The sequence below is a fragment of the Paraburkholderia sp. BR14320 genome (assembly GCF_040948665.1).
Classification (GTDB): Bacteria; Pseudomonadota; Gammaproteobacteria; order Burkholderiales; family Burkholderiaceae; genus Paraburkholderia; species Paraburkholderia youngii.
This window is the reverse complement of sequence record NZ_JBFPKG010000076.1, coordinates 1-22,607: the sequence shown is the minus strand read 5'-3', so window position 1 is coordinate 22,607 and position 22,607 is coordinate 1. Positions and strand designations below refer to the sequence as shown.

The window sequence follows — 22,607 nt, the reverse complement described above, 5'->3', positions numbered from 1 at the left end:
GAGCGCGAGACCCGCGAAGAATGCAGATTGCCGCTGCCGGCCGCCGCCGCGGCGCCGGTCTTGTACGAGTCGCCGTATTTACCGAGCAGCGCGTGCAGATCCGGCATCGTCGGGCCTTGCCACGCGTACGCGACGATCAGGCCGGTGCTGGTCGCGTATTCGTTGATCGTGGTATTGCCGGCGTCGGTCCACGTGCGCTCGCGCAGTGCGCCATTGAGCAGCGTGCGCGGCGCGCTCGCGCCCGCCACCGCCTGGCTCGGCATCGTGCCGCCCAATTCGGCATGCGCGCCGAAGCTCGCGCAGCACGCGACGACGGCGATCACCGAGGCGATCGCGGATGGATGGAGACTGGACTGGGACATGAGGCCTTCCTCGTTTGGCGCCGGATTTTTATTGAGATAACTCGATCAACGTAGCACCGGTTTTCTTCTGGTCTTTGCACATCGCGGCGGACAGGACCGCACGCAATGTGGAAAACAAGCCGCATGCAGACCGGGAACCCTTTTTCGGCGGGCCACCGGCGAAGACTTGGGAGTACTCCCAAGTCAATTCGAAAGTGTCATTGAGTGTTAAATTTACCTCATAGGAGGGCAAATAGCGTGACGGGCGCGGACTTTTTTCCCGTGGCCGTTTCGTCGCGGTGGCATGCGGCGATTCCCGGGCAAACCCCAGTTTTTGCACACGCCTCGCCGGGACCGGTAAAATGTTGGGTTGATCCACGGAAACTTGCCGTGGCGTAGCGGAAGGATTCCCCGAACATGACTGATTTTCGTCTCACCAAGCGGTTTGCAGTAATGCTCATGGCAGGCGGGCTGGTCGCCGGCTGCGGTACCTCGTCGCCGACCAAAATCGACTATAGGAGCGACTCCCGTTCGAAGCAGGTATCGCTTGCCGTACCGCCGAACATGATCGACGAGACGGCCGATCAGCGCTCGCTGCCGCCACAGGGTGGCGAAACTTCGCTGTCCACGCTGAAACAGGTGCAGGCGCAGGCGCCGGCCGGCGACGCGGTTGCGGTCGTGCCGCCCGTCCAGGGCATCCATATCCAGCGCGACGGCACCGAAAGCTGGCTCGTGATCGACAACAAAACGCCCGACCAGGCGTGGCCGCAAATCCGCCGCTTCTGGCAGGAGCAAGGCTTCCTGCTCGTCGTCGACCAGCGCGACAAGGGCGTGATGGAAACCGACTGGAACGAAACCCACGCGCAGATCAACGACGGCTTTATCCGCAACACGCTGTCGAAGGCGATGGGCAACAGCTACGTGAGCTCGGAGCGCAACAAGTTCCGCACGCGTCTCGAAGCGGCGCCGAAGGGCGGCACCTACGTGTTCGTCAGCCAGAAAGGCATGCGCGAGGCGATCACCGGTACGAACAATGAGTCCACCCAGTGGCAACCCAAGCCGAACGACCCGGCGCTCGAGCAGGAATATCTGAAGCGCCTGATGGCCTCGCTTGCGCGTGCTGAATCGGGTGCGGGTGGCACGCAGAACGCCGAGCTGTCGCCTGCGGGCACGCAGATCGCGCCGAATGCGGCGACGGCGGGTGCGAAGTCTGCGACGGCCGCCGTCGTCGCGCAAAACGTCGCGCTGGCGGCCCAGCCGTCGACGCCGGACGTGGATTCGGCCAACAACACGTCGGCCCAGCTCTCGTCAACCGAACTCACGCTCGGGGAGCCGTATGACCGTGCGTGGCTGCGCGTGGGCCTCGCGCTCGATCGCAGCAATTTCACGGTCGACGACCGCGACGTGAGCCGCGGTCTGTATTTCGTGCGCTACGTCGATCCGAAGGATATGTCGTCGGCCGAGCAGGGCTTCTGGAGCCAGGTCTTCCACGGCCGGAAGGAGAAGGTCGCCAAGGAGTATCGCGTGAACGTGCGCGCGGTGACGCCGGATCAGACCCGCGTGGCCGTGGTCGACGACAAGGGGCAAGTCGACGAAAGCTCGCAGGCCAAGCAGATCATGAGCCTGATGGCCTATCAGCTGCACTGATACGGGAACCTAGCGGCCAACGCCGCCGGTTCGACGAAAAAAACGCCCGGAGCAATCCGGGCGTTTTTTTTCGACCGCCTACTCAGGTATCCGCGCGCCGCCGCGTGCCGACCCACGGCAAGCGCTTGATCACGCCGGTCGCCAACGCGGTGCCGACCAGAATCACCGCGCACCCTTCGAGCATGCCGGGTGACACCGTCTCGCCGAGAAACAGCGCGCCCCACAGAATGCCGAAGATCGGAATCACGAAGGTCACGGTGATCGCGCGTGTCGGACCGGCGACCGCGATCAGATGGAAGAACAGCATGTACGCGATGCCGGTGCAGGCGACGCCGAGCGCGATCACCGCGCCCCACGCACGCAGCGAAATCGGCGCGGCGGGCCAGTAGATCACCGCGAGCGGCAGCAATACGATCGTTGCGCCAATCATCGTGCCGGTCGCGACGCTGAGCGCGTCGACGCCAGTCAGGTGACGCTTCGTGTAGTTGGCGGCGATGCCATAGAGCAGCGTCGCGCCGAGCGCGGCGCCGGCGGCGAGCGCGACGGTGAGCGGCGCGGCGGCCGAGCCGTCCGGCGCCGCGATCTGGTCCCACACGAGCATCAGCACGCCGAGAAAGCCGACCACGAGGCCGAGTGTGCGCAGCGCGCTGAGCCGGTCGCGCAGCCACAGAAAGCCGACCAGCGCGCCCCACAGCGGCGCGCACGCATTGATCACCGACGTGACGCCCGCCGACAGAGTCAGCTCGGCATACGCGAACAGGCAGAATGGCGCCGCCGAATTGAGAATGCCGACCACGAGCAGCGGCAGCGCGTGCGTGCGCAACAGCGTGCCGGACTGTTGCAGCGGCCGTCGCGCGATCAGCACGATCGCGAGAAAGAGGGCGCCGATGCCGACGCGCAGCGCCATCAGCGGCGCGACGCCGAAGTCGGTCACGCCGACGCGGATGAACAGGAACGATGCGCCCCACAGGGCGGCGAGGATCAGCAGTTGCAGAAGGTTTCTGGCTTTCATTGGAATGGCGCCGCGCGCAGTTGAGTCGGGACGCCAACTCATCCTAACAGTGCGATCGCGCGATTCGTTTCAATGCGGGATGAAACGGCAAGATCCGGGAGACGGCCGCGTCCGGGTAGGTCGATCGTAAGCGCTGCGAGAGTGCGCGCCAAACGAGCAATTCTCACGGATATGTGAGAAAAATTGCGATGCGGCGGCGCGGTAGCGGGGATGGAATTGCAAACGGAGCCCGCGATGCGCGGACGCCGTCCGAAACGATGTGAATTGCGTTGCGCCGTTAGCGGCGCAAGCTCAGTGCGGAATCATCCATTGCAGGAAGTTCTGCTGCGCCCACACGAGCACGCCGAGCAGCACCGTGAGCAGAATCGAATGCTTGAAGGTCTTGGCGAACACGACGCCTTCCTTGCCCTTCAAGTCGGTGGTCGCGACGCCGGTCGAAATGTTCTGCGGCGAGATCATCTTGCCCATCACGCCGCCCGACGAGTTGGTCGCCGCCATCAGCACCGGATTCAGATTGAGCTGCTTGGCCGCCACCACCTGCAGATTGCCGAACAGCGCATTGCCCGACGTATCGCTGCCCGACAGGAACACCGCGACCCAGCCGAGAAACGCCGAGACGAGCGGAAACACCGGCCCGACCGACGCGACCCCGAGGCCGAGCGTGTAGTTGAGGCCCGAGTAGTTCATCAGATACGCGAGGCCGACGATCGTCGCCACGGTCAGAATCGCGATGCGCGTTTGCACCCACGTGTCGGAGATCGCCTTGCCGAACTCGGCGGGGGGGAGTCGCACGACGAACGCGGTGATGAGCGCCGCGACGAGGATCGCAGTGCCGGTCGCAAGCGGCTGGAAGTCCCAGATCGCGCCGTACGGCGTGTTGTACAGCGTGATGAACACGGCCTTGTCGAGACCCGGCCACGACACCTTCACGTCGCCGATCGTGAAGATCCTCGCTACCGTCCAGACGATCACGACAACCGACACGATGATCCACGGATACCAGCCTTGCACGCCGCCGATCTTGCCGCGCACCTCGTTGATGCGATCGACGTTGATCGCGAATTTCGGATCGGCGACGGGCTTCCACACCCGCAGGAACGCCACTGTCAGGATCAGCGAAACCAGCGAAGACAGCACGTCGGTCAGGCTGTAGTTCACGAAGTTCGAGACGACGAACTGAGTCAGCGCGAAGCTCAGGCCCGACACCAGCAGCACCGGCCAGATCCGCAGCATGTTGCGAAAGCCCGCGTACACGCCGATCACATAGAAGGGCAGCAGGACCGCAAAGAACGGCAATTGCCGCCCGACCATCTTGCCGAGCACATCGGACGGCAGATGCGTGACCGCGCCGAGCACCGTGATCGGCACGCCGAGCGCGCCGAACGCAACCGGCGCGGTGTTGAAGATCAGCGTGAAGATCAGCGCTTCGAGCGTCGGAAAACCGAGCATGATCAACAGTGAACTCGTGATCGCGACCGGGGTGCCGAAGCCCGAGATGCCTTCGAGCAGCGCGCCGAACGAAAAGCCCACCACGACGAGCACGATGCGCCGGTCGTTCGGCAGGTTGTCGATCATCCACAGGCGGAAGGCTTCGAAGCGTCCCGAGCGCTGCGCGATGTTGTACAGCAGGATCGCGGTGAAGACGATCCACATCACCGGCCAGAGCGCAAAGACGACGCCGGCTGCGACCGAGTTGAGGGCGAGCCCGACCGGAAACTGCCAGACGAAAATCGCGACGATCAAACCGACGATCAATCCCGCGAGCGATGCCTGCCACGCTGGCCTGCGCGCCCAGCCGAGCAGCGCGAGCACGACGATGATCGGCAGCGCGGCGACGATAAACGACGCAAAAAGCGAATTACCGACTGGAGTGAGCAGTTGATGAAACATCACGTCTCCTTCGTTGTTGTGTAATTCGACGCGGGAGATTGCGCATGACGGCGCGTCGCTCTGGCATGGCGGACGCTCGCGAGTGGCCTCGACCAAGCGGCTGCGCCTGATTTAAGCGGGTGCTGCGTGCAACCTTTCAAGAATAGAGCGCCATATCGGCGAGTCAAGCCGGGAAAGTACGGGCGGGGTGTGCGCGGTGACGGGTGAACAGAGACAGGTCAATGCCAGTGGCCGCCCCAATGGCCGCCCCAATGTCCCCCCCAGTAGCCACCAATGCCGATCGCGATCGACGGTCCATAGTAGGGGGGATAGCCGTAATAGGCGGGATAAGGATAAGCCGGTGGCGGATAGTAGGCGGGATAAACCGGAGGTGCCACATACACGGGCGCGGGGGTTGCATAACCGGGCGGCATGTCCTGCGGCGCGACCTGCATTTGCGCCTGGGCTTGAGGCGTCTGCTGTGGATCGGTGGCCGGTGTGGTTTGGTCCGCTGCGGTGGCGGGGGCGGTCGAATAGTACGACGTGTAATAGCCCGCCGGATAGTAGCCGGCGGGGTAGTAGCAGCCGGATAAAAACAGACTGGAGGCGAGCGCGGAAATCGGGGCGGCGGGCCGCGCGAATCTCGCGGAACAACGAAACGATATGCGTGGCGACGAGAGACGCACCGCGCGAAGATGGGTGACGACGCGGGACTTCATGGCGCGCTCCTCGATGAACCGATGCCGCCTCGCGCGACGTCGTTGTGAGGAGCTTACGCTCTTGCCGCGGCAGCGCTGTGGCAAAACCGCAACCGCATATTTAAGTCTATTTCCACGCGCATAGTCGAGACGAGAGCGCACTGCATTCGCCGCCCTCGTCAGTCCTCGGAACGCTCGTTTGCCGCTCACTTGCCGATCTGGTTACCGATGACACCGCCTACCGCCGCGCCGCCCAACGTCGACAAGCCGCTGCCGCCGATCGCCGCGCCGGCTGCGCCGCCGACACCCGCGCCGATCGCGGTATCGCGTGTGCGTGGGGACATGTCGCCGCATGCCGCGATACCCGCGACGAGCGAAAGTGCAACTGCGACGGTGCCAAGACGAGTACCGAGTTGAACGATCGATTTCATGATGATGACTCCCTTCTTTGTTGGACGTAGTTGTTTCCTTCTCGCAGCACACAACGTGCCTGCTCGACGCGGCGGCACAAAAAAAGCCCGCCATGCCGGCGGGCTCCGATACTGCTGGGCTAACTCGCGCGTATCGCGCAAGCCGCTTATTGCCGCTGATAAATCTCCGCGCCTTGCTTCATGAACTCGATCGACTTGACTTCCATCCCTTTCTGCAGCGCTTCGTTATCGCTGACGCCCTGTTGCGCGGCGAACTCGCGCACGTCCTGGGTGATCTTCATCGAGCAGAAGTGCGGGCCGCACATCGAGCAGAAATGCGCGACCTTGGCCGAATCCTTCGGCAGCGTTTCGTCGTGGAATTCGCGCGCCTTGTCCGGGTCGAGACCGAGATTGAACTGGTCTTCCCAGCGGAATTCGAAGCGCGCCTTCGACAGCGCGTTGTCGCGTACCTGCGCGCCGGGATGACCTTTCGCGAGGTCCGCTGCGTGCGCGGCGAGCTTGTACGTGATGATGCCGGTCTTCACGTCGTCCTTGTTCGGCAGACCGAGGTGTTCCTTCGGCGTCACGTAGCACAGCATCGCGGTGCCGAACCAGCCGATCATCGCGGCGCCGATGCCCGACGTGATGTGGTCGTAGCCCGGCGCGATGTCGGTGGTCAGCGGCCCGAGCGTGTAGAACGGCGCTTCGTCGCACCAGTCGAGCTGCAGGTCCATGTTCTCCTTGATCAGCTGCATCGGCACATGGCCCGGACCTTCGATCATCACCTGCACGTCGTGCTTCCATGCGATCTGCGTGAGCTCGCCGAGCGTCTTAAGCTCGCCCAGTTGCGCTTCGTCGTTCGCGTCGTAGATCGAGCCGGGACGCAGGCCGTCGCCGAGCGAGAAAGCCACGTCGTAGGCCTTCATGATTTCGCAGATGTCTTCGAAATGCTCGTACAGGAAGCTTTCCTTGTGATGCGCGAGGCACCACTTCGCCATGATCGAGCCGCCGCGCGACACGATGCCGGTCATCCGGTTCGCGGTGAGCGGCACGTATTGCAGACGCACGCCCGCGTGGATCGTGAAGTAGTCGACGCCCTGCTCGGCCTGTTCAATGAGCGTGTCGCGGAAGATTTCCCACGTCAGATCTTCAGCCTTGCCGTTGACCTTTTCGAGCGCCTGGTAAATCGGCACCGTGCCGATCGGCACCGGGCTATTGCGGATGATCCATTCGCGCGTTTCATGAATGTGCTTGCCGGTCGACAGATCCATCACCGTGTCGCCGCCCCAGCGGATCGCCCAGGTCATCTTGTCGACTTCCTCGCCGATGGAGGAGGTCACCGCCGAGTTGCCGATGTTCGCATTCACCTTCACGAGGAAGTTGCGGCCGATGATCATCGGCTCGCTTTCCGGGTGATTGATGTTGTTCGGGATGATCGCGCGGCCGCGCGCGATTTCCTCGCGCACGAATTCCGCGGTGATTTCGGTGAGGCCGTTCGGGCCGAACGCGCTCGCGCCGAACGCCTGGCCCGGATGCTGGCGGCCCATCATCGCGGCGAGCTTCGCGCCGTTCGGGCCGCTCGCCTTGAGGGTCTCCAGATACTCGGCACGGCGCTGGTTCTCGCGAATCGCGATGTATTCCATTTCCGGCGTGATGATGCCTTGCTTCGCGTAGTGCATCTGCGTCACGTTTTTGCCGGCGATCGCGCGCCGCGGCGTGCGATGCAGACCCGGGAAACGCAGCTGCGCGGTGGCCGGATCGGCAGCGCGCTCGCGGCTGAAGCTGCTCGACAGACCGCTCAGCGGCTCAGTGTCGCCGCGCTCTTCGATCCACGCCTGACGCAGCGCGGGCAGACCCGCGCGGATGTCGATCTTCGCGTCCGGATCGGAGTAGGGGCCCGACGTGTCGTACACGTAGATCGGCGGATTCTTTTCGCCGCCGAAGCTGTCGGGCGTGTCTGCCTGCGAGATTTCGCGCATCGGCACGCGGATGTCGGGGCGTGAGCCGGTCACGTAGACCTTGCGCGAATTCGGCAGCGGCGCGACGGCGGCCTCGTCCACATGGGCTTCGGCGGAAATAAACTTCGGATTGGCGCTCATGTAAGTCTCCGTACAAAGTGGGGCGGCTAAGCAGGAGACTGAGATGGAAGTGGTCGGAAATCGCTGGGAGGTGAGGCTGTTGAGGCTGGTGCGAGATCCGTACGCTTCCCTGCGCTGGCATTATCCAGATCAGGTTCAAAGGGTATTTCTCACCCACGCAACACGGACCTCCAGCTCCGCGCTACGCAGGACCCCCGCGTTAGCAGCGCACACGATACACCGCCCGCCCGCGGTTTGGCAACCTGTCTGCGTGATTCAAAAAAACTGGTCCAGATGAATCCGGACATCTCCTATGCTTATTTCGAGACCGCGTCAGACAGGGCAACTTACAACAATGGAACAGCCGGCTTACAGGGAAAAATCGTCGGCGGCTTCGGGCTGATACAGGATTTTGGCGATCTTGAGGACTTGCTGATCGCCGCTGGGTGGCGTGAAGCGGATGCTCTCGCCGCGGCGCGCGCCGAGCAGCGCGAGGCCAGCCGGCGAGAACACGTTCAGCCGCCCTTGCGCGAAATCGGCGTTGGGCGGATAGACGACGGTCCACGTCATTTGTTCGCCGCTCGCCGTATCGATCAGCGTCGCTTGCGAGTTCATCGTGACGACGTCGGCGGGGATATCGTGCGAATCAACGATTACCGCGCGTTCGAGCACGTCGTCGAGCACGTGCTGCAGCTTGGCGTTGGCGGCCGCATATTTCTCGAGGCGGGTCACGTCGAGTTCGGTCAGATAGCAGGTTTTGATCTTCTTCATCATCAGGACTCCGATAAGGCGGTGGAGGATGGCCGCGTGCGACGACCCCATGCGGGTGGTCGGCGGATGAGTTCACGAATGGGAAAGCCCGGAGCCCGGCGACGCGGCCCTGGGTATCGGCAGGCTACGTCAGCAAGGGCGCCGGGCGGCGCGAAGCGGGAGCGTTCGGGACGTCTCGCCGGCGCCGTGCGGCGCGACACCCGCGCGCGCGCAGCCGCCTGCGCGGCATGGGCGCAAGCGGGCGAGAACACGGAAAGTCGGACGACGCACAGAAGTCACGGGCAAAACGACCAGGTGATGGGAATAGCGAACAGGAGGTTGCCGCGCAGCAAAACGTGAAGCCCGCGACACCAGCGACGAAAGCTTGATGTTAGCACGCTGTCTCGGGCGTTTCCGTTCGCGACATCGCACTCGGTCGAGCGGCCGTCTTTTGTGCGGTGCCAGAAGAAAGCGACGTGCTCCGCATAGCGTTCAAGCCAGTCACACGATTGCCGTTAATCAAAGTGCAGCGAAGGCCGCACTCCTGCGAAGCGATTCGCGGGATGGCGCGTGAATGGCGCGACGCGACTCGCGCCGATTGACCGATTGACAGAGAGGTGCACATGAAAGCGGAAAGAATGCGGTGGCGAACGCTCGGTCGCACAGCCGCGGTGGTGGCATTGCTTGCCGCGCCGCTGGCGGCGCCGGCGGCATCGACGGTGACGGGCGGCGTGATCCGGTTCGTGGGGATGATCGTCGCACCGCCGCTGCAGATCAGCGCGGATACGGCGATCACTGGCGTCGCCGTCGAAAGTGCGAGCGTGGCCGGTCAGCGCTTCTCGCGCACGGTGACGTTCAGCGCGCCGCCGGGCGTCGTCAGCGGGGCCGATGTCGCGCTCGAAGTGAACGGCGGCACGCAGTCGCGGGATCTGGTGGCAGCGCGTTTCGTCGATGGCGCCGGGCACGTCGTGCTGACCCGCGACGGCCACTACGCGGTCGATCGCGCGGGCGGGGTGCTGTCGCTGAACGCGCGGCGCACCGATACGGACACGCGCGTGACGGTAGTGGTCAGTTACGACTGAGTCGCGGCGAGCCTTGGCTCGCTACCCATGCCGGAAAAAATTAAAAGAGGCTTGTCATAACCGGCCGCGCGGGCCGACAAACGTGCAGATTTCGATCGGAGCACGTCATGTCGACCGCGCACTATCGCTCGCTACTTCAGCGCCTAGCGACTTTTTCGAGGCCCGCCGCCGGCCTCGCGCTCGTTGTGCTGAGCGCTTCGGGCATAGGTGCGGCAGATGCGGCCAGGCCCCAATGTGCGACACACAGCCCCGCGCACCGGTTAGCGCTCGTCGAGCTGTACAGCAGCGAGGGCTGCGATAGCTGCCCGCCCGCCGACCGCTGGCTCGGTCAATGGAAAAGCAATGGCGCCGCCCACGGCATCGTGCCGCTCGCACTGCACGTCGACTACTGGAACAGCCTCGGCTGGACCGACCGGTTTTCCCAGCGTCGCTTCACCGAACGTCAGCAGACGCTGACGCATCTCGCGGGCGCGCACACGATCTATACGCCGGAAGTGTTCGTCGCGGGCCGCGAGCTGCGCGACTGGTCGCAACGCGACAGTTTCGAGCGCCGCATCGACGAGCTCGTCGCCGAACCCGCGCAGGCCAATGTCGCGCTCGAACTAAGTCCGCGTGCACCCGGTGCGTTCGATGTCGATGCGCAGTTCAGCACGACGGACGCCGCCACGGATCCGTTGAGCGGCTATCTCGCGGTCTACGAAAACGCGCTGACGACGCAGGTCGGCGCGGGCGAAAACCGCGGCGCGACGCTGCATCACGAACGCGTCGTGCGCGCGTGGTTCGGGCCGGTGCCAATCGTCGCCGGTCACGCGCGGATTCGTCAGGACGTCGATCTACGCGATGCGAGCGTCGACGCGAAAACCGATCCGATCGCCAACGTCGCCGACCGCTTTGGCGTGGTCGCGTTCGTCGAAAGCGACGCGAGCGGCGATGTGCTGCAAGCCGCCGATCTTCCAGCGTGCCGTTGACCGACATCGCACGCGCCGCATTCTCTACCGCTGCCCGAGGAGAGCCGCCATGTCCACACCCACACCGCACGCATTGCGCCCCCGCGCACCCGCCGCGCCCGCCGCACCGAAGCGCGCCGTCATTCACCCGCTGTGGCTGCGCATCACGCATTGGCTGAACGCGCTCGCCGCGATCGTGATGATGCTGTCGGGCTGGCGCATCTACGACGCGTCGCCGATCTTCCCGGCGTTCAGCTTTCCGACCGGGATCACGCTGGGTGGCTGGCTCGGCGGCGCGCTGCAATGGCACTTCGCGGCGATGTGGCTGCTGGTGTTCAACGGCCTCGTGTATATCGCGCTGAATCTCGCGAGCGGGCGTTTCGTGCGCAAGTTCCTGCCGTTGACGCCGCGCGCGGTGCTGCGCGATTTCATCGCCGCGTTGCGCGGGAAGCTGTCTCACGACGATCTGCGCGTCTACAACGCGGTGCAGAAATTTGCCTACCTGTTCGCGATCGCCGATCTGATCGTGCTGGTGCTGTCGGGGCTCGCGATCTGGAAGTCGGTGCAGTTTCCGCTGCTGCGTGAACTGATGGGCGGCTACGACAACGCGCGCGTCGTGCACTTCACCGCGATGTCGCTGCTGGCCGCGTTTCTTGCGGTGCATCTGGCGATGGTCGCGCTCGTGCCGCGTTCGTTGCTCGCGATGCTGCGCGGACGTTGAGCCGCGATTGCCCACGGCCACGCTGATGTTCACGCTCATCGACGCGCAACGCGAACTCTGTAGGGATACCGAATCATGAACAAGCCGATCGACAAAGCAGCAGACCAACCCACCCAGCGTGTTAGCCACACGCTCGACCGCGCGTCGATCCTGCTCGATGCGAAGCGCGAACTGGCGATGCCGTCGCGACGCCTGTTCGGCAAGCAGCTATTGACGCTCGGCGGTCTATCGATGCTCACCGGCTGCTCGCTGACCGACGACGCTTCCGTCAACCGCTTCCTGAGCGCGGTATCGCGGCTGAACGATCGCGCGCAGGCCGCGCTGTTCGATCCGAAGCAGCTCGCGCCGACCTACACCGAAGCGCAGATCACGCGACCGTTCCCCTTCAACGCGTACTACGGCATCGACGACGTGCCGCACGTGGACGGCTCCGCTTACCAGCTGAAGCTGAGCGGGCTCGTGACCGGCAAGCGCGTGTGGACGCTGCCCGAACTGTACGCGCTGCCGCATGCCGAGCAGATCACGCGGCATATCTGCGTCGAAGGCTGGAGTGCGATCGGCCGTTGGGGCGGCACGCCCTTCGGCGATTTTCTGCGGCGTGTCGGCGCGGATACGACGGCGAAGTACGTCGGCTTCAAATGCGCGGACGACTACTACGAAAGCATCGACATGCCGACCGCATTGCATCCGCAAACGCTGCTGACGTTTTCCTACGACGGCGAGCGACTACCCGCGAAATACGGCTACCCGATGAAGCTGCGCATGCCGACCAAGCTCGGCTACAAGAATCCGAAGCACATCGTCGAGATATTCGTCACCAACACGTATCCCGGCGGCTATTGGGTCGACCAGGGCTACAACTGGTTCGGAGGCTCCTGACGCATGCGGGCGCACGCGCGCTTGCGGCAGCGGCTTCGGAAGCACGCCGGCGCGAGCCGGTTTCGATTCATCCACCACCAACGGAGTCATCCCATGAAGAAGATTGCAATCACCACGATCGCACTGCTGATGCTGGCAAGCGGTGGCGCCGCATTCGCGCAGGCGAGCGGCGCGATGTCAAACGATGCGATGTCGAAAGACACGATGTCGAAAGATTCGATGTCCAAAGACAGCATGTCGAAGGACGGCATGAAAAAGGACGCGATGAAACACGACTCGATGAAAAAGGGCGGCGGCGCGATGGGCATGAAGCACGAGGCGTCGGGCGCGATGGGCAACTGAGTCCGCGCGCGGGGTGCTTAGCGATCCTGCCGATGCGGGGAGCATCGGACGGATTCGACGCTGAATGCAAGCCGGGGATGCGTCCCCGGCTTTTCTGTTGCAGGAAACCAAAAAGTTACGATTCTGTCGCGCGGCGCACTCGGCGCTTACTGCATAATGCGTTGCGCGCCGCGGCTTTCGCCCGCGGCGTCGCCGCGCATCGCGGCCGCGTTGCGTCGTGTCGTTTTGACCGATTCCGCCGTCACAGCCGTTTCTGGCGCTTCCTGCGCCGCCCATCGTCTTACTGTTCCACCGACATGTCCGCCAGCCTCACCCGTCAGACCGCATCGCCGATGCGGTGCCCGCCATCCCGCCCGAAAGGCATCGACGCAGGCGCGGCGCCTCGCGGGCATCGAGCGCAGCGCGCGGGTCGAGTGGCGACGGCGGGCTGAACGCATGTCGCTGCAACCCTCAGTTTTTTCTCCCCGTGGCTGGCCGCTGTGGCTGCCGCAGACGCGCAAAGGGAAGGTCGCGCTCGCGCTTGCCGTCGTTTATCTGGTGTGGGGCTCGACCTATCTCGCCGTGCACGTCGCGCTCGGCTCGTTCCCGCCGCTGCTGATGTCGGGCTTGCGCAACCTGTTCGCCGGCATTGGTCTGTTCGTGTTCGCCGCGCGCCGCAAGCCGGTCTGGCCGAGCCTCGCCGAAATTCGCAACGCGGGCCTCGTCGGCACGATGCTGGTGGGTCTGTCGAGCGGCATGCTCGCGTACGGCATGCGCACGGTCGGCACCGGCACCGCGGCCGTGATGGTCGCGACCGTGCCGCTGTTCGCGACCGTGATCGCGGCCGTCGCCGGACGCAAGATCGGCCGCGGCGAATGGTTCGCGGTCGGGCTCGGGTTCGCCGGCATCGTGATTCTGAGTCACGGCGACAGCACGCCGGGCTCGGTGGGCGGCAGCCTCGCGATTCTGTGCGGCGCGTTGTTCTGGGCCGGCGGCGCGCATCTGGCCGGCGTGTTGAAGCTGCCGTCGGACCTGTTTTTGTCGACTTCGCTGCAGATCGGCCTGGGCGGCGCGATCTCGACACTGGTCGCGTGGGCGGCGGGCGAGCAGATGCTCGAGCTGCATTTTCTGCCGCTCGTCGCGTTCCTGTATCTGATGCTGATCGGCACCATGGCCGCGTTCGTCGCGTACGGTTATCTGATTCGCCACACGAGCCCGATCATCGCGAGCAGTTGCATGTACGTGAATCCGATCGTCGCGGTTGCATTGGGTGCGCTGCTGCTCGGGGAGCCGGTCACGCGCTCGACGGTGATCGCGACGATCGTGATCCTGAGCAGCGTCGGCTTGTCGTTCTGGTTCGATTACCAGAAGGGCAGCGCCTGAGCGCGGCGCGGTTCTCGTCGAACCGCGCGACCGTTGTCAAAGCGCCGCCGCCAGCTCAGCGCCCTCGCGGATCGCTCGCTTCGCATCGAGCTCGGTCGCGAGCTTCGCGCCGCCGATCACATGAAAGCGCGGGCCGCCGCTGCCGTGCTTGCCATCGACAGTCGGCGGCAACAGCTCGCGCAACGACTCCTGCCCTGCGCACACGACGATCGTATCGACGTCGAGCCATTCGTCGGCACCGTCTCGCGCGATCCTCAGACCGCGCGCGCTGATCTCCCGATACTCGACGCCGCCTAGCATCTGCACGCCGTTCCTCGCGAGCGCCGCCCGATGCACCCAGCCCGACGTCTTGCCGAGCCCCGCGCCGAGCTTGCCGGCCTTGCGCTGCAATAGCCAGATCTGCCGCGCCGGTTGCGCGGGAGCGGGCCGCTTCAGGCCGCCGCGCTCGCGCACCGCGAGGTCGACGCCCCATTCATCGAGCCACGTATCGCGCGGCACCGGCAGCGGCTCGCCCGCGCGATGCAGCAGAAACTCGCTGACGTCGAAGCCGATGCCGCCCGCGCCGATCACCGCGACGCGCGCGCCGACCGGCGCGCCGCGCAGCACGTCGACATACGACAGCACGTTGGCCCCGTCGATGCCGGCAATCGCCGGCCGCCGCGGCACGATGCCGGTCGCGACGATCACGTCGTCGTAGGCGCCCGCGGCGAGCAGCGCGGCATCGACGCGCGTACCCAGCCGCACGTCGACGCGATGGCGTTGCAACTGGCTGCGGAAGTAGCGGATCGTTTCGCTGAACTCTTCCTTGCCCGGCACGCGCATCGCGAGATTGAACTGGCCGCCGAGCGTGTCGCTGGCCTCGAACAGCGTCACGCGATGCCCGCGCGAGGCCGCCACGGTCGCGGCCGACAGCCCGGCCGGCCCGGCGCCGACCACTGCGACCGAGCGCGCCTGCTGTGCGCTTGCGAGCGGCCGGTAGACGAGCTCGGTTTCGCGTCCCGCGCGCGGATTGACGAGGCAGCTCGCGCGCTGATTCCTGAACGTGTGATCGAGGCAGGCCTGATTGCACGCGATGCAGGTGTTGATTTCGTGCGTGCGGTCCTCGGCTGTCTTCAGCACGAACTCGGGATCGGCGAGCAGCGGCCGCGCCATCGACACGAGATCCGCCGTGCCATCGGCGATCAGCGCTTCGGCGACCTCAGGCGTGTTGATACGGTTCGACGCGATCACCGGCACGTTGACCGCGGCCTTCAGACGCGCGGTCAGCGAGGTGAACGCCGCGCGCGGCACCGAGGTCACGATGGTCGGCACGCGCGCCTCGTGCCAGCCGATGCCGGTGTTGAAGAACGTCACGCCGGCCGCTTCGAGCGCCTGCGCGACCTGCACGGTTTCCTCCCACGTATTGCCGCCCTCGACCAGATCGATCAGCGACAGCCGGTACACGACGATGAAGCGCTCGCCGCATTCGGCACGCACCCGCTCGATGATCTCGCAGGCGAGCCGCATGCGATTCTCGATGCTGCCGCCGTATCGATCGGTGCGCCGGTTCGTGCGCGGGCACAGGAACTGGTTCAACAGATAGCCTTCGCTGCCCATGATCTCGACGCCGTCGTAGCCCGCGCGTTGCGCGAGCCGCGCGCAGCGCGCGTAGTCGCGCACGGTGCGCTCGATGCCGGCGAGCGTCAGCGCGCGCGGCTTGAACTTCGAGATCGGCGACTTCAACGCCGACGCCGACACCACGAACGGCTGATAGCCATAACGGCCCGCATGCAGGATCTGCAGCGCGATCTTGCCGCCCTCCGCATGCACGGCCTCGGTCACGAGCCGGTGATTGCGCAGATCGAATACCGAGTTGAGCGTGCCGCCGAACGGCAGCAGCCCAGCCCTCGCGATTCGGCGAAATCCCGCCCGTGATGATCAGGCCGACGCCGCCTTTCGCGCGCTCGCGGAAGTACGCGGCCAGTTGCGGGTAATGCCAGAAGCGGTCTTCCATGCCCGTGTGCATCGAGCCCATCACGACGCGGTTGGTCAGACGTGTGAAGCCCAGGTCGAGCTCGGCGAGTAAGTGTTGGTAAGACATGCAGGGACCGTGTAAGTGGAGGGCCGCACGAACGATACACCGCGCGCCAGACCAGACCGCCGAGGAAAAATTCTAATCGTCGCAATCCATTGATCCGCAAGACGTTAGTCGGTTGTCTCGCGCCAGCTATTAAGCGCACGGCACACCCATTGCTGATTTTGAGCGTCCATCGACACGGACGCGTCACCGACAAAACCGGCGCGCCGTGCGGCACGGACGGGAGGAGGGCGACCGCGAGGCTTCCCGCGGTCGCCCACGTATCAATGGGCGATGAGCGTCAAGCCCGACATCGAGAACAGGTGAACACAATGAAAATTATCCGAACCATGGTAGCGGTCGTTGCGACCGCGGCGGTACTGAGCGCGTGCGGCGGCGGTGGTGGCAGCGATGCAGGCAAGACGCTGGGCTTGACCAATCCCGAGATTCACTTCGTTCACGCGCTTCCGGGTGGCCCCGCGGTCGACTTCCTCGTCAATGGCAGCGCGCCTTCCGGACAGACCAACATCTCGTATAAAGGCGTGACCAACCTCACCAATATCGACACGGGCCCGACGACCGTCGCTTATGCGGCGACCGGCACGAAGAACGCGCTCGCGAGCGGCAGCTTCCCCGATGTCGCGAAGGGCCACGTGTACACGGTGCTAGCGTTGCCGGGTCTGTCGGCGCCCGATATCGGCCTGATCGACGATCCGTTCGACAAGGGCCTGCTGACCAATGACGCGCGCGTGCGCGGCTTTAATGCGTCGGCGAACGCGCCCGACCTCGACCTCTATCTCGTGCAGGCCACCGCCACCAGCATCGCCAACGTGTCGCCGACGATCGCCGGCGTGTCGTTCAAGAACGCGGTGCCGGCGAGCGGCCAGGATTCGATCTACGTGTCGGGTGGCCAGTACGTGCTGATCGCGACGGTGGCCGGCAGCAAGACGCCGATCTTCCAGTCGAACTCGTTCTCGCTGGCGAACAACGCCGACTGGCTGATCACCTCGGTGCCGATCGCGGGCGTGTTGAGCCAACTGGCGCTGGGGCAGATTCATCTGCTGGTCGTACAGAACGGCAATACGAGCACGCCGAGTGTGGAACTGTCGAATACGTTGACCGGGCAATGACGCGGGCCGCCGATTACCGGATGAGCCTCGCGCGGCGCGAGCATCGATGAACCGCTTACGCCAGCCGGACAATCAAGGACTCCGGATGGTCGGAAAATGGGGGGACGGCACGGCGATCCACGACAGTGGGTCGCCGTTCTGTTTGATGGCGCTCTGAAAACGCGTCGCGTTGCAAGCCAACATGCACAAAAAAAGCCCGCCGCGGCATCCCGCGACGGGCTCTCTAAAACCTGCTGCCATGTGCCGGTCTATTTTGCCTTTTCCGCCTCGTTCGTGATGGCGTGGCCGCCCTTCGAAATATCCTGGCCGGCGCCCGCCATCGTATTGCAACCCGTGACGAGCATGGCGGTTCCTGCGAGCACAAGCAAAGCGATCAGTCGAGTCATGAAACTTCTCCTTGTCGAGAATGCATCGGTTGATGTCGTCCGACCGGGGCCATGCCAGTCGATCAGGTTTCGATCCGGTTTCGAACCGGCCTGATTGCATGGTAAAAAAAGGGTGGGGGCCGCGCTGTCGGCCGTGCCGCGATTTTGTTGTAGGCGTGCTCCGGTGTTTGCGTCGGCGCACTCCTACAACGGCTTTGCGGTGCCGCGGCGAGCGCCCGTCAGACGGGACTTTGCGACGAAGTGGACGGCGTGGCCGGCGGCGCCAGCGGCTGATCCACCGACGGCGTCGCGGTGCTTGCGCTCGGCATCACGACGTCGATTTCGGTGCCGTTTTGCGCGCCACGGCGGATGTCGAAGCGTCCGCCATGCGCGGCCACGCGCTGGCGCATGCCGAGCAGGCCATGCGTATGCGTGCGTTTCAGATCGGCCGGCATGATGCCGACGCCGTTGTCCGCGATATGCAGCGCGACCTCGCCATCGCCGACCCGCAACGCGATGCCGACCTTCGAGGCTCGCGCGTATTTGGCGGCGTTCGTCAGCGACTCCTGCGCGACCCGAAAGAGCGCGATCTCGGTCTGCTCGTCGAGCTGGACATCGTCGGCGGGCAGGTGCAGCTCGAGCGTCCAGTTGTTGCGCTGCGCGGCTTCGTCGGCGAGCGTGCGCAGCGCGGTGACGAGCCCGAAATTGGCGAGCACGGTCGGCCGCATGTCCTCGATGATGCGCCGCTTCAGCGCGATACCCTGGTCAAGATTGACGAGCGCGCGCTGCAGCTTGTCGGCGATGTCCGGCTCGCTGTCCTTCAGCTTGCGGCGCGCCCATGCTACGTCCATCCGGCATGCGGTCAGGATCGCGCCGAGCTCGTCGTGCAGCTCACGCGCGAGCTGGGTCTTTTCGTTTTCGCTGACCGCCTGCAGATGCCAGCCGAGCGCTTCGAGCTGCCGCGTGCGCTCGCCCACCAGCTGGTCGAGTTCCTCCTGCTGCGTAATCAGCTGACGCTGTGCGCGCGCCTGCCGGTCGATCTGGATGCCGAGATTGCGAAACAGCAGAATGAACAGCACGATGTTCAGCGCCGACAGACCCGCCGCGCACAGCGTCGACAGCCGCTGATCGGCGCGGCTCGCGGCCAGCGCGTGCTGCGCGCGGCGGTCCTCGTTGTCGCGCAGCAGCGTGAGCGTGCTGTCGATCAACGACGCGTCCGCCGGATTGACGTCGCTCGCGGGCCCGCATGCGCCGAGTTCGAGCGGATGCGGCGCTGCGTGCTGCATCGCGGCGGCGCCGGCGCCGATGCGCGCGTCGATCAGCGCGAGAATCTGCGTAAAGCTTGCGAGCTCCGCGCTGTCCGCGCGGCCGCCGCGATAGAAGCGGTCCAACTGCCGGGTGGTGTCGCGAATGCGCGCGGCGCTCGCGCAGAACGCGTGGGCGGATGCGTCGTCCTTCGTCAGAAGAAACTGGTTCTGTTGCGCGCTGAGGCGCGACAGGTCGCTCGCGAGCGTGCTCAGTTGCACGGTGACGTCGCGCGCTTCGAGCGCGGTTTCGTACTCGGCGGTGATGCGCTGACGCGCGCTCTCCAGAATCACGAGGCCGCCCACCGTGATCACGATCGCGACCGTCATCGCGATCGCCCAGCTGCGCCTGCGCATCCAGTCGGCGAGCCGCGCGGTGGCGCGCGCGCCAGACTGTTCCGGTGGGTTCTGCAGATTCGACACTTGCTGCTCCAGAAAGAGGGCGTCGACTCAGGCGTCGACTCCCGCGTCGCGCGAAGCCGCGCGTAACGTCGTCGTAATCCAATGTAAGCGGATTCTCACACGAAAAACGGCGAGCGTCGGAATGCGCGCGGCGCCGCGCATCGATAGCATGGACCCGATCGTTCATTCAATATTTCCGGAGAAAACCATCATGTTGAAGTGGGCGCTGTTCTTCGCGATCGTCGCGGTGATCGCGGGTCTTCTCGGCTTTACCGGCATTGCAGCCGGCGCAGCGGCGATCGCGAAGTTCCTGTTCTTCGTGTTTGTCGTGCTGTGCGTGGTGTTCCTCGTGCTCGGCTTCGTCGTGACCAAGAAAATGATCGATTAGCGCGGCCATCGCAGTCGGGCAAGCCGCGCCTTCATAGCAGGCGAGGGGTTTGCTGGTAGTCGATTGCAGGGGCCAACAAAAGGGAGAAATGCCATGCTTCACTATGCCATCGTCTTCTTCGTGATCGCGATCATCGCGGCGGTGTTCGGCTTTACCGGCATCGCGGCCGGCGCGGCCGAAATCGCGAAGATCCTGTTCTACATCTTCCTCGTCGTGTTCGTGGTCACGTTGCTGCTCGGCGTGTTTCGAACCTAGCCACGCGAGCCCGGATGAACGTAACACGAGATCGGCAGCGAAGTACGCAATACGTATACGTTGGTACAGGTAGTCAACAAGGCGCGGGAACGCGCGGCGTTTGAATCCTCGATCGAGGCGCCCGTGTTCGAAGCGCGCCGTCATTCCACCGTCGGCGCATCAGGTGCGATTCGTGCTGTTGCGCGATTCCCCCAATACCGGATAAAGGAGAAGTTCGATGATGAAGCAATCTGGCGACACGTTCGTGATGGACATCAAAAAGATCCGCGAGGACGCGCGCAAGCATATGTCCGATGGTCCGGTCACGCCGACCTACGGCGCGGATCGCGAAACGGTGCTCAAGCTGCTGAACGACGCGCTCGCCACCGAGCTCGTCTGCACGCTGCGTTACAAGCGCCACTACTTCATGGCGAAGGGCATCAACTCCGAAGCGGTCGCGACGGAGTTCGCCGAGCACGCGAGCGAGGAGCAGGAACACGCCGATCGCATCGCCGAGCGCATCGTGCAGCTTGGCGGCGAACCCGATTTCGCGCCGGACGGCATCAAGGCACGCGCGCATTCGGAATACAAGGAAGGCACCGATCTGACCGACATGATTCGCGAGAACCTGATCGCGGAGCGCATCGCGATCGACACGTACCGCGAGATCGTCCGCTATCTCGGCGAGAAGGACGTGACCACGCGCCGGCTGTTCGAGGAGATTCTCGCGGTCGAGGAAGAGCATGCCGACGATATGGCGGATCTGCTCGCGGGGCGTGAGTAGCGCGCCAGAATGACGGGGAAGCGACGAACACGAACTCCGGAATGCGGGCGGCTGCGATGCGAAGCCGCCCTCGCAGTCCACGTTCTGCCGTGGCCCCGGATCATTACAATGTCGGCTTAGGAGCGACTCCCTTTGCACGGACACCCAACCGATGATTCGAGTGCTGATAGCTGACGATCATGCGATCGTTCGAGGTGGTTTCAGACAGTTCGTCGCCGACGAGCCGGACATGTGCGTCGCCGCCGAGGCCGCCACCGGCGAGGAAGCGATCGGCCTCGTGCGCGAGCAGGCATTCGACGTGGTGCTGCTCGACATCGCGATGCCGGACAAGAACGGCATCGATACGTTGCGGGTGATCAAGCAGGTGCGTCCTGAGCAGGGGGTGCTGATCCTGTCGGGCTACCCCGAGAGCCAATACGCGATCAATCTGCTTCGCGCGGGCGCGAACGGCTATCTGAACAAGGACTGCGAGCCGGAGGAAATCGTGCGCGCAATCCGCTCGGTGGCGCGCGGGCATCGCTATCTGTCGGAGGCGGTCGCCGATACGCTTGCCGACAATCTCGACAAGCCCGCCGCCGGACGTCCGCATGAAGCGCTGTCGGAGCGCGAATTCCAGATCTTCTGCAAGCTCGCGGCAGGGCAATTGCCAACGCAGATCGCGGAAGAACTGCATCTGTCGGTCAAAACGGTGAGCACGTATCGCGCGCGGGTGCTCGAGAAGATGCGACTCGCGAACAACGCGGACCTCACGTATTACGCGATCAAGAACGGTCTGATCGAATGACGGACGATCGAGACATCCCGATGAACAGCGAATCGAACCCTGCTACCGATCCAGCCAGTCGCGCGCCGTTGCGCGTGCTGCTGATCGAGGATTCGCCGCTGATCCGCCGCAGCCTCGTCGAGGCGATCGATGCTTCGGGCCTGCTGCGCGTGGCCGCTTATGCCGATTCCGCCGATCAGGCGATCGCGTTGCTCGGCGATGAAGCATTCGATGCGGTGATCGTCGACTTGCAGCTGAAGCAGGGCTCCGGCGTGCCGGTGCTCGCGTATCTGCAACGCGAGGGGCTGATCGATTCGATGTTCGCGGCGGTGCTGACCAATCATGCATTGCCCGCGTATCGAGCGCGCTGCGAGCAGTACGGCGTGCAGCACTTTTACGACAAATCGTTCGAGTTCGATCGCGTGCTCGATGCGCTGCATGAGTATGCGCTGGGGCGGGGTGGCGACGTTTGAACGCTCGCAGCAAGGGCTGAAAACGCGCGGCGTCCGCGTGATGCCTGCACAAATAAGGTGGAATCGGGCGTTCAATGCCCCGTCCGCGCCGGCAAGCGCAAATGATTCCACGCGCCGAGCCCGGCAAACCCGATCCCCGCGATAGTGACGCCGATCCACCCGAACGTCGGCCACACGATCGCGCCGACACCCGAGCCCAGCGCCCCGCCGATGAAATACGCGACCATGTACACGGTATTCACGCGGCTGCGCGCATCGGGCTTTAACGCGTAGATGCGCGACTGATTGGAAATCTGCGCGGCCTGCACGCCGATGTCGAGAATGATCACGCCGACCACGAGTCCCGCGATGCTCTTCGCCGATGCGCCGAAGATCACGAACGCGATCACGACCAGCACGAGCGACACGGTGATGATCGCGCGTGGGCCGCGCCGGTCGGCGAACTTGCCCGCGAGCGGCGCGGCCAGCGCGCCAGCCGCGCCGACGATACCGAACAGCCCCGCCGCCTGCGGCCCGAGATGAAACGGCGCACCCGCCAGCAACAGCGCGAGCACCGACCAGAAAAGGCTG

23 protein-coding genes, 1 pseudogene and 1 riboswitch are annotated in these 22,607 nt (G+C 64.6%); of the genes and pseudogenes, 13 read left to right on the top strand and 11 right to left on the bottom strand.

Features of this window, described 5'->3' with window-relative positions:
- Nucleotides 1–362 (bottom strand): DUF2844 domain-containing protein (locus AB3X89_RS36445; RefSeq protein WP_368587548.1); only part of this gene is annotated, 362 nt, incomplete at its 3' end.
- Nucleotides 363–758: 396 nt separating this feature from the next.
- On the opposite strand from AB3X89_RS36445, the gene bamC reads away from it, so the two are divergent.
- The gene (gene bamC / locus AB3X89_RS36440) at nucleotides 759–1,988 is read left to right on the top strand and encodes an outer membrane protein assembly factor BamC (RefSeq protein ID WP_368587547.1); all 1,230 of its coding nucleotides are present in this window, start codon (nucleotides 759–761) and stop codon (nucleotides 1,986–1,988) included.
- 82 nt (nucleotides 1,989–2,070) lie between these two features.
- Here the strand turns inward: bamC and AB3X89_RS36435 are convergent, their stop codons facing one another.
- The 6 genes from AB3X89_RS36435 to AB3X89_RS36410 form a co-directional block, all read right to left on the bottom strand.
- Nucleotides 2,071–3,000 (bottom strand): DMT family transporter, encoded by a 930-nt coding sequence (locus tag AB3X89_RS36435; RefSeq protein ID WP_368587546.1) that lies wholly within the window; start codon nucleotides 2,998–3,000, stop codon nucleotides 2,071–2,073.
- 291 nt (nucleotides 3,001–3,291) lie between these two features.
- Nucleotides 3,292–4,890 (bottom strand): L-lactate permease, encoded by a 1,599-nt coding sequence (locus AB3X89_RS36430; protein WP_368587545.1) that lies wholly within the window; start codon nucleotides 4,888–4,890, stop codon nucleotides 3,292–3,294.
- A 218-nt stretch (nucleotides 4,891–5,108) separates the two neighbouring features.
- The gene (locus tag AB3X89_RS36425; protein WP_368587544.1) at nucleotides 5,109–5,588 is read right to left on the bottom strand and encodes a hypothetical protein; all 480 of its coding nucleotides are present in this window, start codon (nucleotides 5,586–5,588) and stop codon (nucleotides 5,109–5,111) included.
- A gap of 185 nt (nucleotides 5,589–5,773) precedes the next feature.
- Nucleotides 5,774–5,998, bottom strand: coding sequence for a glycine zipper 2TM domain-containing protein (locus AB3X89_RS36420; RefSeq protein ID WP_368587543.1), 225 nt, complete (start codon nucleotides 5,996–5,998; stop codon nucleotides 5,774–5,776).
- 146 nt (nucleotides 5,999–6,144) lie between these two features.
- A complete protein-coding gene (gene thiC, locus AB3X89_RS36415) occupies nucleotides 6,145–8,076 on the bottom strand; it encodes a phosphomethylpyrimidine synthase ThiC (protein ID WP_368587542.1) in 1,932 nt (643 codons plus the stop codon).
- An 88-nt stretch (nucleotides 8,077–8,164) separates the two neighbouring features.
- A riboswitch (TPP riboswitch) is annotated at nucleotides 8,165–8,282 on the bottom strand.
- Nucleotides 8,283–8,424: 142 nt separating this feature from the next.
- On the bottom strand, nucleotides 8,425–8,829 hold the full coding sequence (locus AB3X89_RS36410; RefSeq protein WP_368587541.1) for a GreA/GreB family elongation factor: 405 nt from the start codon (nucleotides 8,827–8,829) through the stop codon (nucleotides 8,425–8,427).
- Nucleotides 8,830–9,428: 599 nt separating this feature from the next.
- Here AB3X89_RS36410 and AB3X89_RS36405 point away from each other — a divergent pair.
- The 6 genes from AB3X89_RS36405 (at nucleotide 9,429) to AB3X89_RS36380 (ending at nucleotide 14,138) form a co-directional block, all read left to right on the top strand.
- Complete coding sequence (locus tag AB3X89_RS36405) at nucleotides 9,429–9,887, top strand: hypothetical protein (protein ID WP_368587540.1); 459 nt, start codon at nucleotides 9,429–9,431, stop codon at nucleotides 9,885–9,887.
- 107 nt (nucleotides 9,888–9,994) lie between these two features.
- Entirely contained in the window at nucleotides 9,995–10,855 is an 861-nt protein-coding gene (locus tag AB3X89_RS36400) for a DUF1223 domain-containing protein (RefSeq protein ID WP_368587539.1), read from the top strand.
- Between the two features lie 49 nt (nucleotides 10,856–10,904).
- Nucleotides 10,905–11,555 (top strand): cytochrome b/b6 domain-containing protein, encoded by a 651-nt coding sequence (locus AB3X89_RS36395; RefSeq protein WP_368587538.1) that lies wholly within the window; start codon nucleotides 10,905–10,907, stop codon nucleotides 11,553–11,555.
- Nucleotides 11,556–11,630: 75 nt separating this feature from the next.
- Nucleotides 11,631–12,434, top strand: a complete 804-nt coding sequence (locus AB3X89_RS36390; protein WP_368587537.1) for a molybdopterin-dependent oxidoreductase — start codon at nucleotides 11,631–11,633, stop codon at nucleotides 12,432–12,434.
- A gap of 93 nt (nucleotides 12,435–12,527) precedes the next feature.
- Nucleotides 12,528–12,776 carry a pentapeptide MXKDX repeat protein gene (locus AB3X89_RS36385; protein ID WP_368587536.1) on the top strand — a complete coding sequence of 83 codons (249 nt, stop codon included), beginning with the start codon at nucleotides 12,528–12,530 and terminating at the stop codon, nucleotides 12,774–12,776.
- A 435-nt stretch (nucleotides 12,777–13,211) separates the two neighbouring features.
- Entirely contained in the window at nucleotides 13,212–14,138 is a 927-nt protein-coding gene (locus tag AB3X89_RS36380; protein ID WP_368587535.1) for an EamA family transporter, read from the top strand.
- Nucleotides 14,139–14,174: 36 nt separating this feature from the next.
- On the opposite strand, the pseudogene AB3X89_RS36375 reads toward AB3X89_RS36380, so the two are convergent.
- A pseudogene (locus AB3X89_RS36375) lies at nucleotides 14,175–16,218 on the bottom strand (FAD-dependent oxidoreductase).
- Between the two features lie 308 nt (nucleotides 16,219–16,526).
- On the opposite strand from AB3X89_RS36375, the gene AB3X89_RS36370 reads away from it, so the two are divergent.
- Nucleotides 16,527–17,324, top strand: coding sequence for a DUF4397 domain-containing protein (locus AB3X89_RS36370; protein WP_368587534.1), 798 nt, complete (start codon nucleotides 16,527–16,529; stop codon nucleotides 17,322–17,324).
- 248 nt (nucleotides 17,325–17,572) lie between these two features.
- On the opposite strand, the gene AB3X89_RS36365 is transcribed toward AB3X89_RS36370, so the two are convergent.
- Nucleotides 17,573–17,710: an entericidin A/B family lipoprotein gene (locus AB3X89_RS36365; protein ID WP_013089876.1), complete on the bottom strand. Its 138-nt coding sequence runs from the start codon at nucleotides 17,708–17,710 to the stop codon at nucleotides 17,573–17,575.
- 218 nt (nucleotides 17,711–17,928) lie between these two features.
- A complete protein-coding gene (locus AB3X89_RS36360) occupies nucleotides 17,929–19,416 on the bottom strand; it encodes a sensor histidine kinase (protein ID WP_368587533.1) in 1,488 nt (495 codons plus the stop codon).
- Between the two features lie 190 nt (nucleotides 19,417–19,606).
- Here AB3X89_RS36360 and AB3X89_RS36355 point away from each other — a divergent pair, with 190 nt between their 5' ends.
- From AB3X89_RS36355 to AB3X89_RS36335, 5 genes are all read left to right on the top strand, one after another.
- Nucleotides 19,607–19,783 carry a DUF1328 family protein gene (locus tag AB3X89_RS36355; RefSeq protein WP_090805380.1) on the top strand — a complete coding sequence of 59 codons (177 nt, stop codon included), beginning with the start codon at nucleotides 19,607–19,609 and terminating at the stop codon, nucleotides 19,781–19,783.
- Nucleotides 19,784–19,876: 93 nt separating this feature from the next.
- The gene (locus tag AB3X89_RS36350) at nucleotides 19,877–20,038 is read left to right on the top strand and encodes a DUF1328 domain-containing protein (protein ID WP_006052455.1); all 162 of its coding nucleotides are present in this window, start codon (nucleotides 19,877–19,879) and stop codon (nucleotides 20,036–20,038) included.
- A gap of 217 nt (nucleotides 20,039–20,255) precedes the next feature.
- A complete protein-coding gene (locus tag AB3X89_RS36345) occupies nucleotides 20,256–20,801 on the top strand; it encodes a bacterioferritin (protein WP_368587532.1) in 546 nt (181 codons plus the stop codon).
- Between the two features lie 151 nt (nucleotides 20,802–20,952).
- On the top strand, nucleotides 20,953–21,585 hold the full coding sequence (locus AB3X89_RS36340; protein WP_368587531.1) for a response regulator: 633 nt from the start codon (nucleotides 20,953–20,955) through the stop codon (nucleotides 21,583–21,585).
- Between the two features lie 20 nt (nucleotides 21,586–21,605).
- Nucleotides 21,606–22,037: a response regulator gene (locus tag AB3X89_RS36335; protein ID WP_368587530.1), complete on the top strand. Its 432-nt coding sequence runs from the start codon at nucleotides 21,606–21,608 to the stop codon at nucleotides 22,035–22,037.
- A 71-nt stretch (nucleotides 22,038–22,108) separates the two neighbouring features.
- Here AB3X89_RS36335 and AB3X89_RS36330 read toward each other — a convergent pair.
- Nucleotides 22,109–22,607, bottom strand: a 499-nt coding sequence (locus tag AB3X89_RS36330; RefSeq protein WP_368587529.1) for an MFS transporter, incomplete at its 5' end; no start/stop codon positions are given.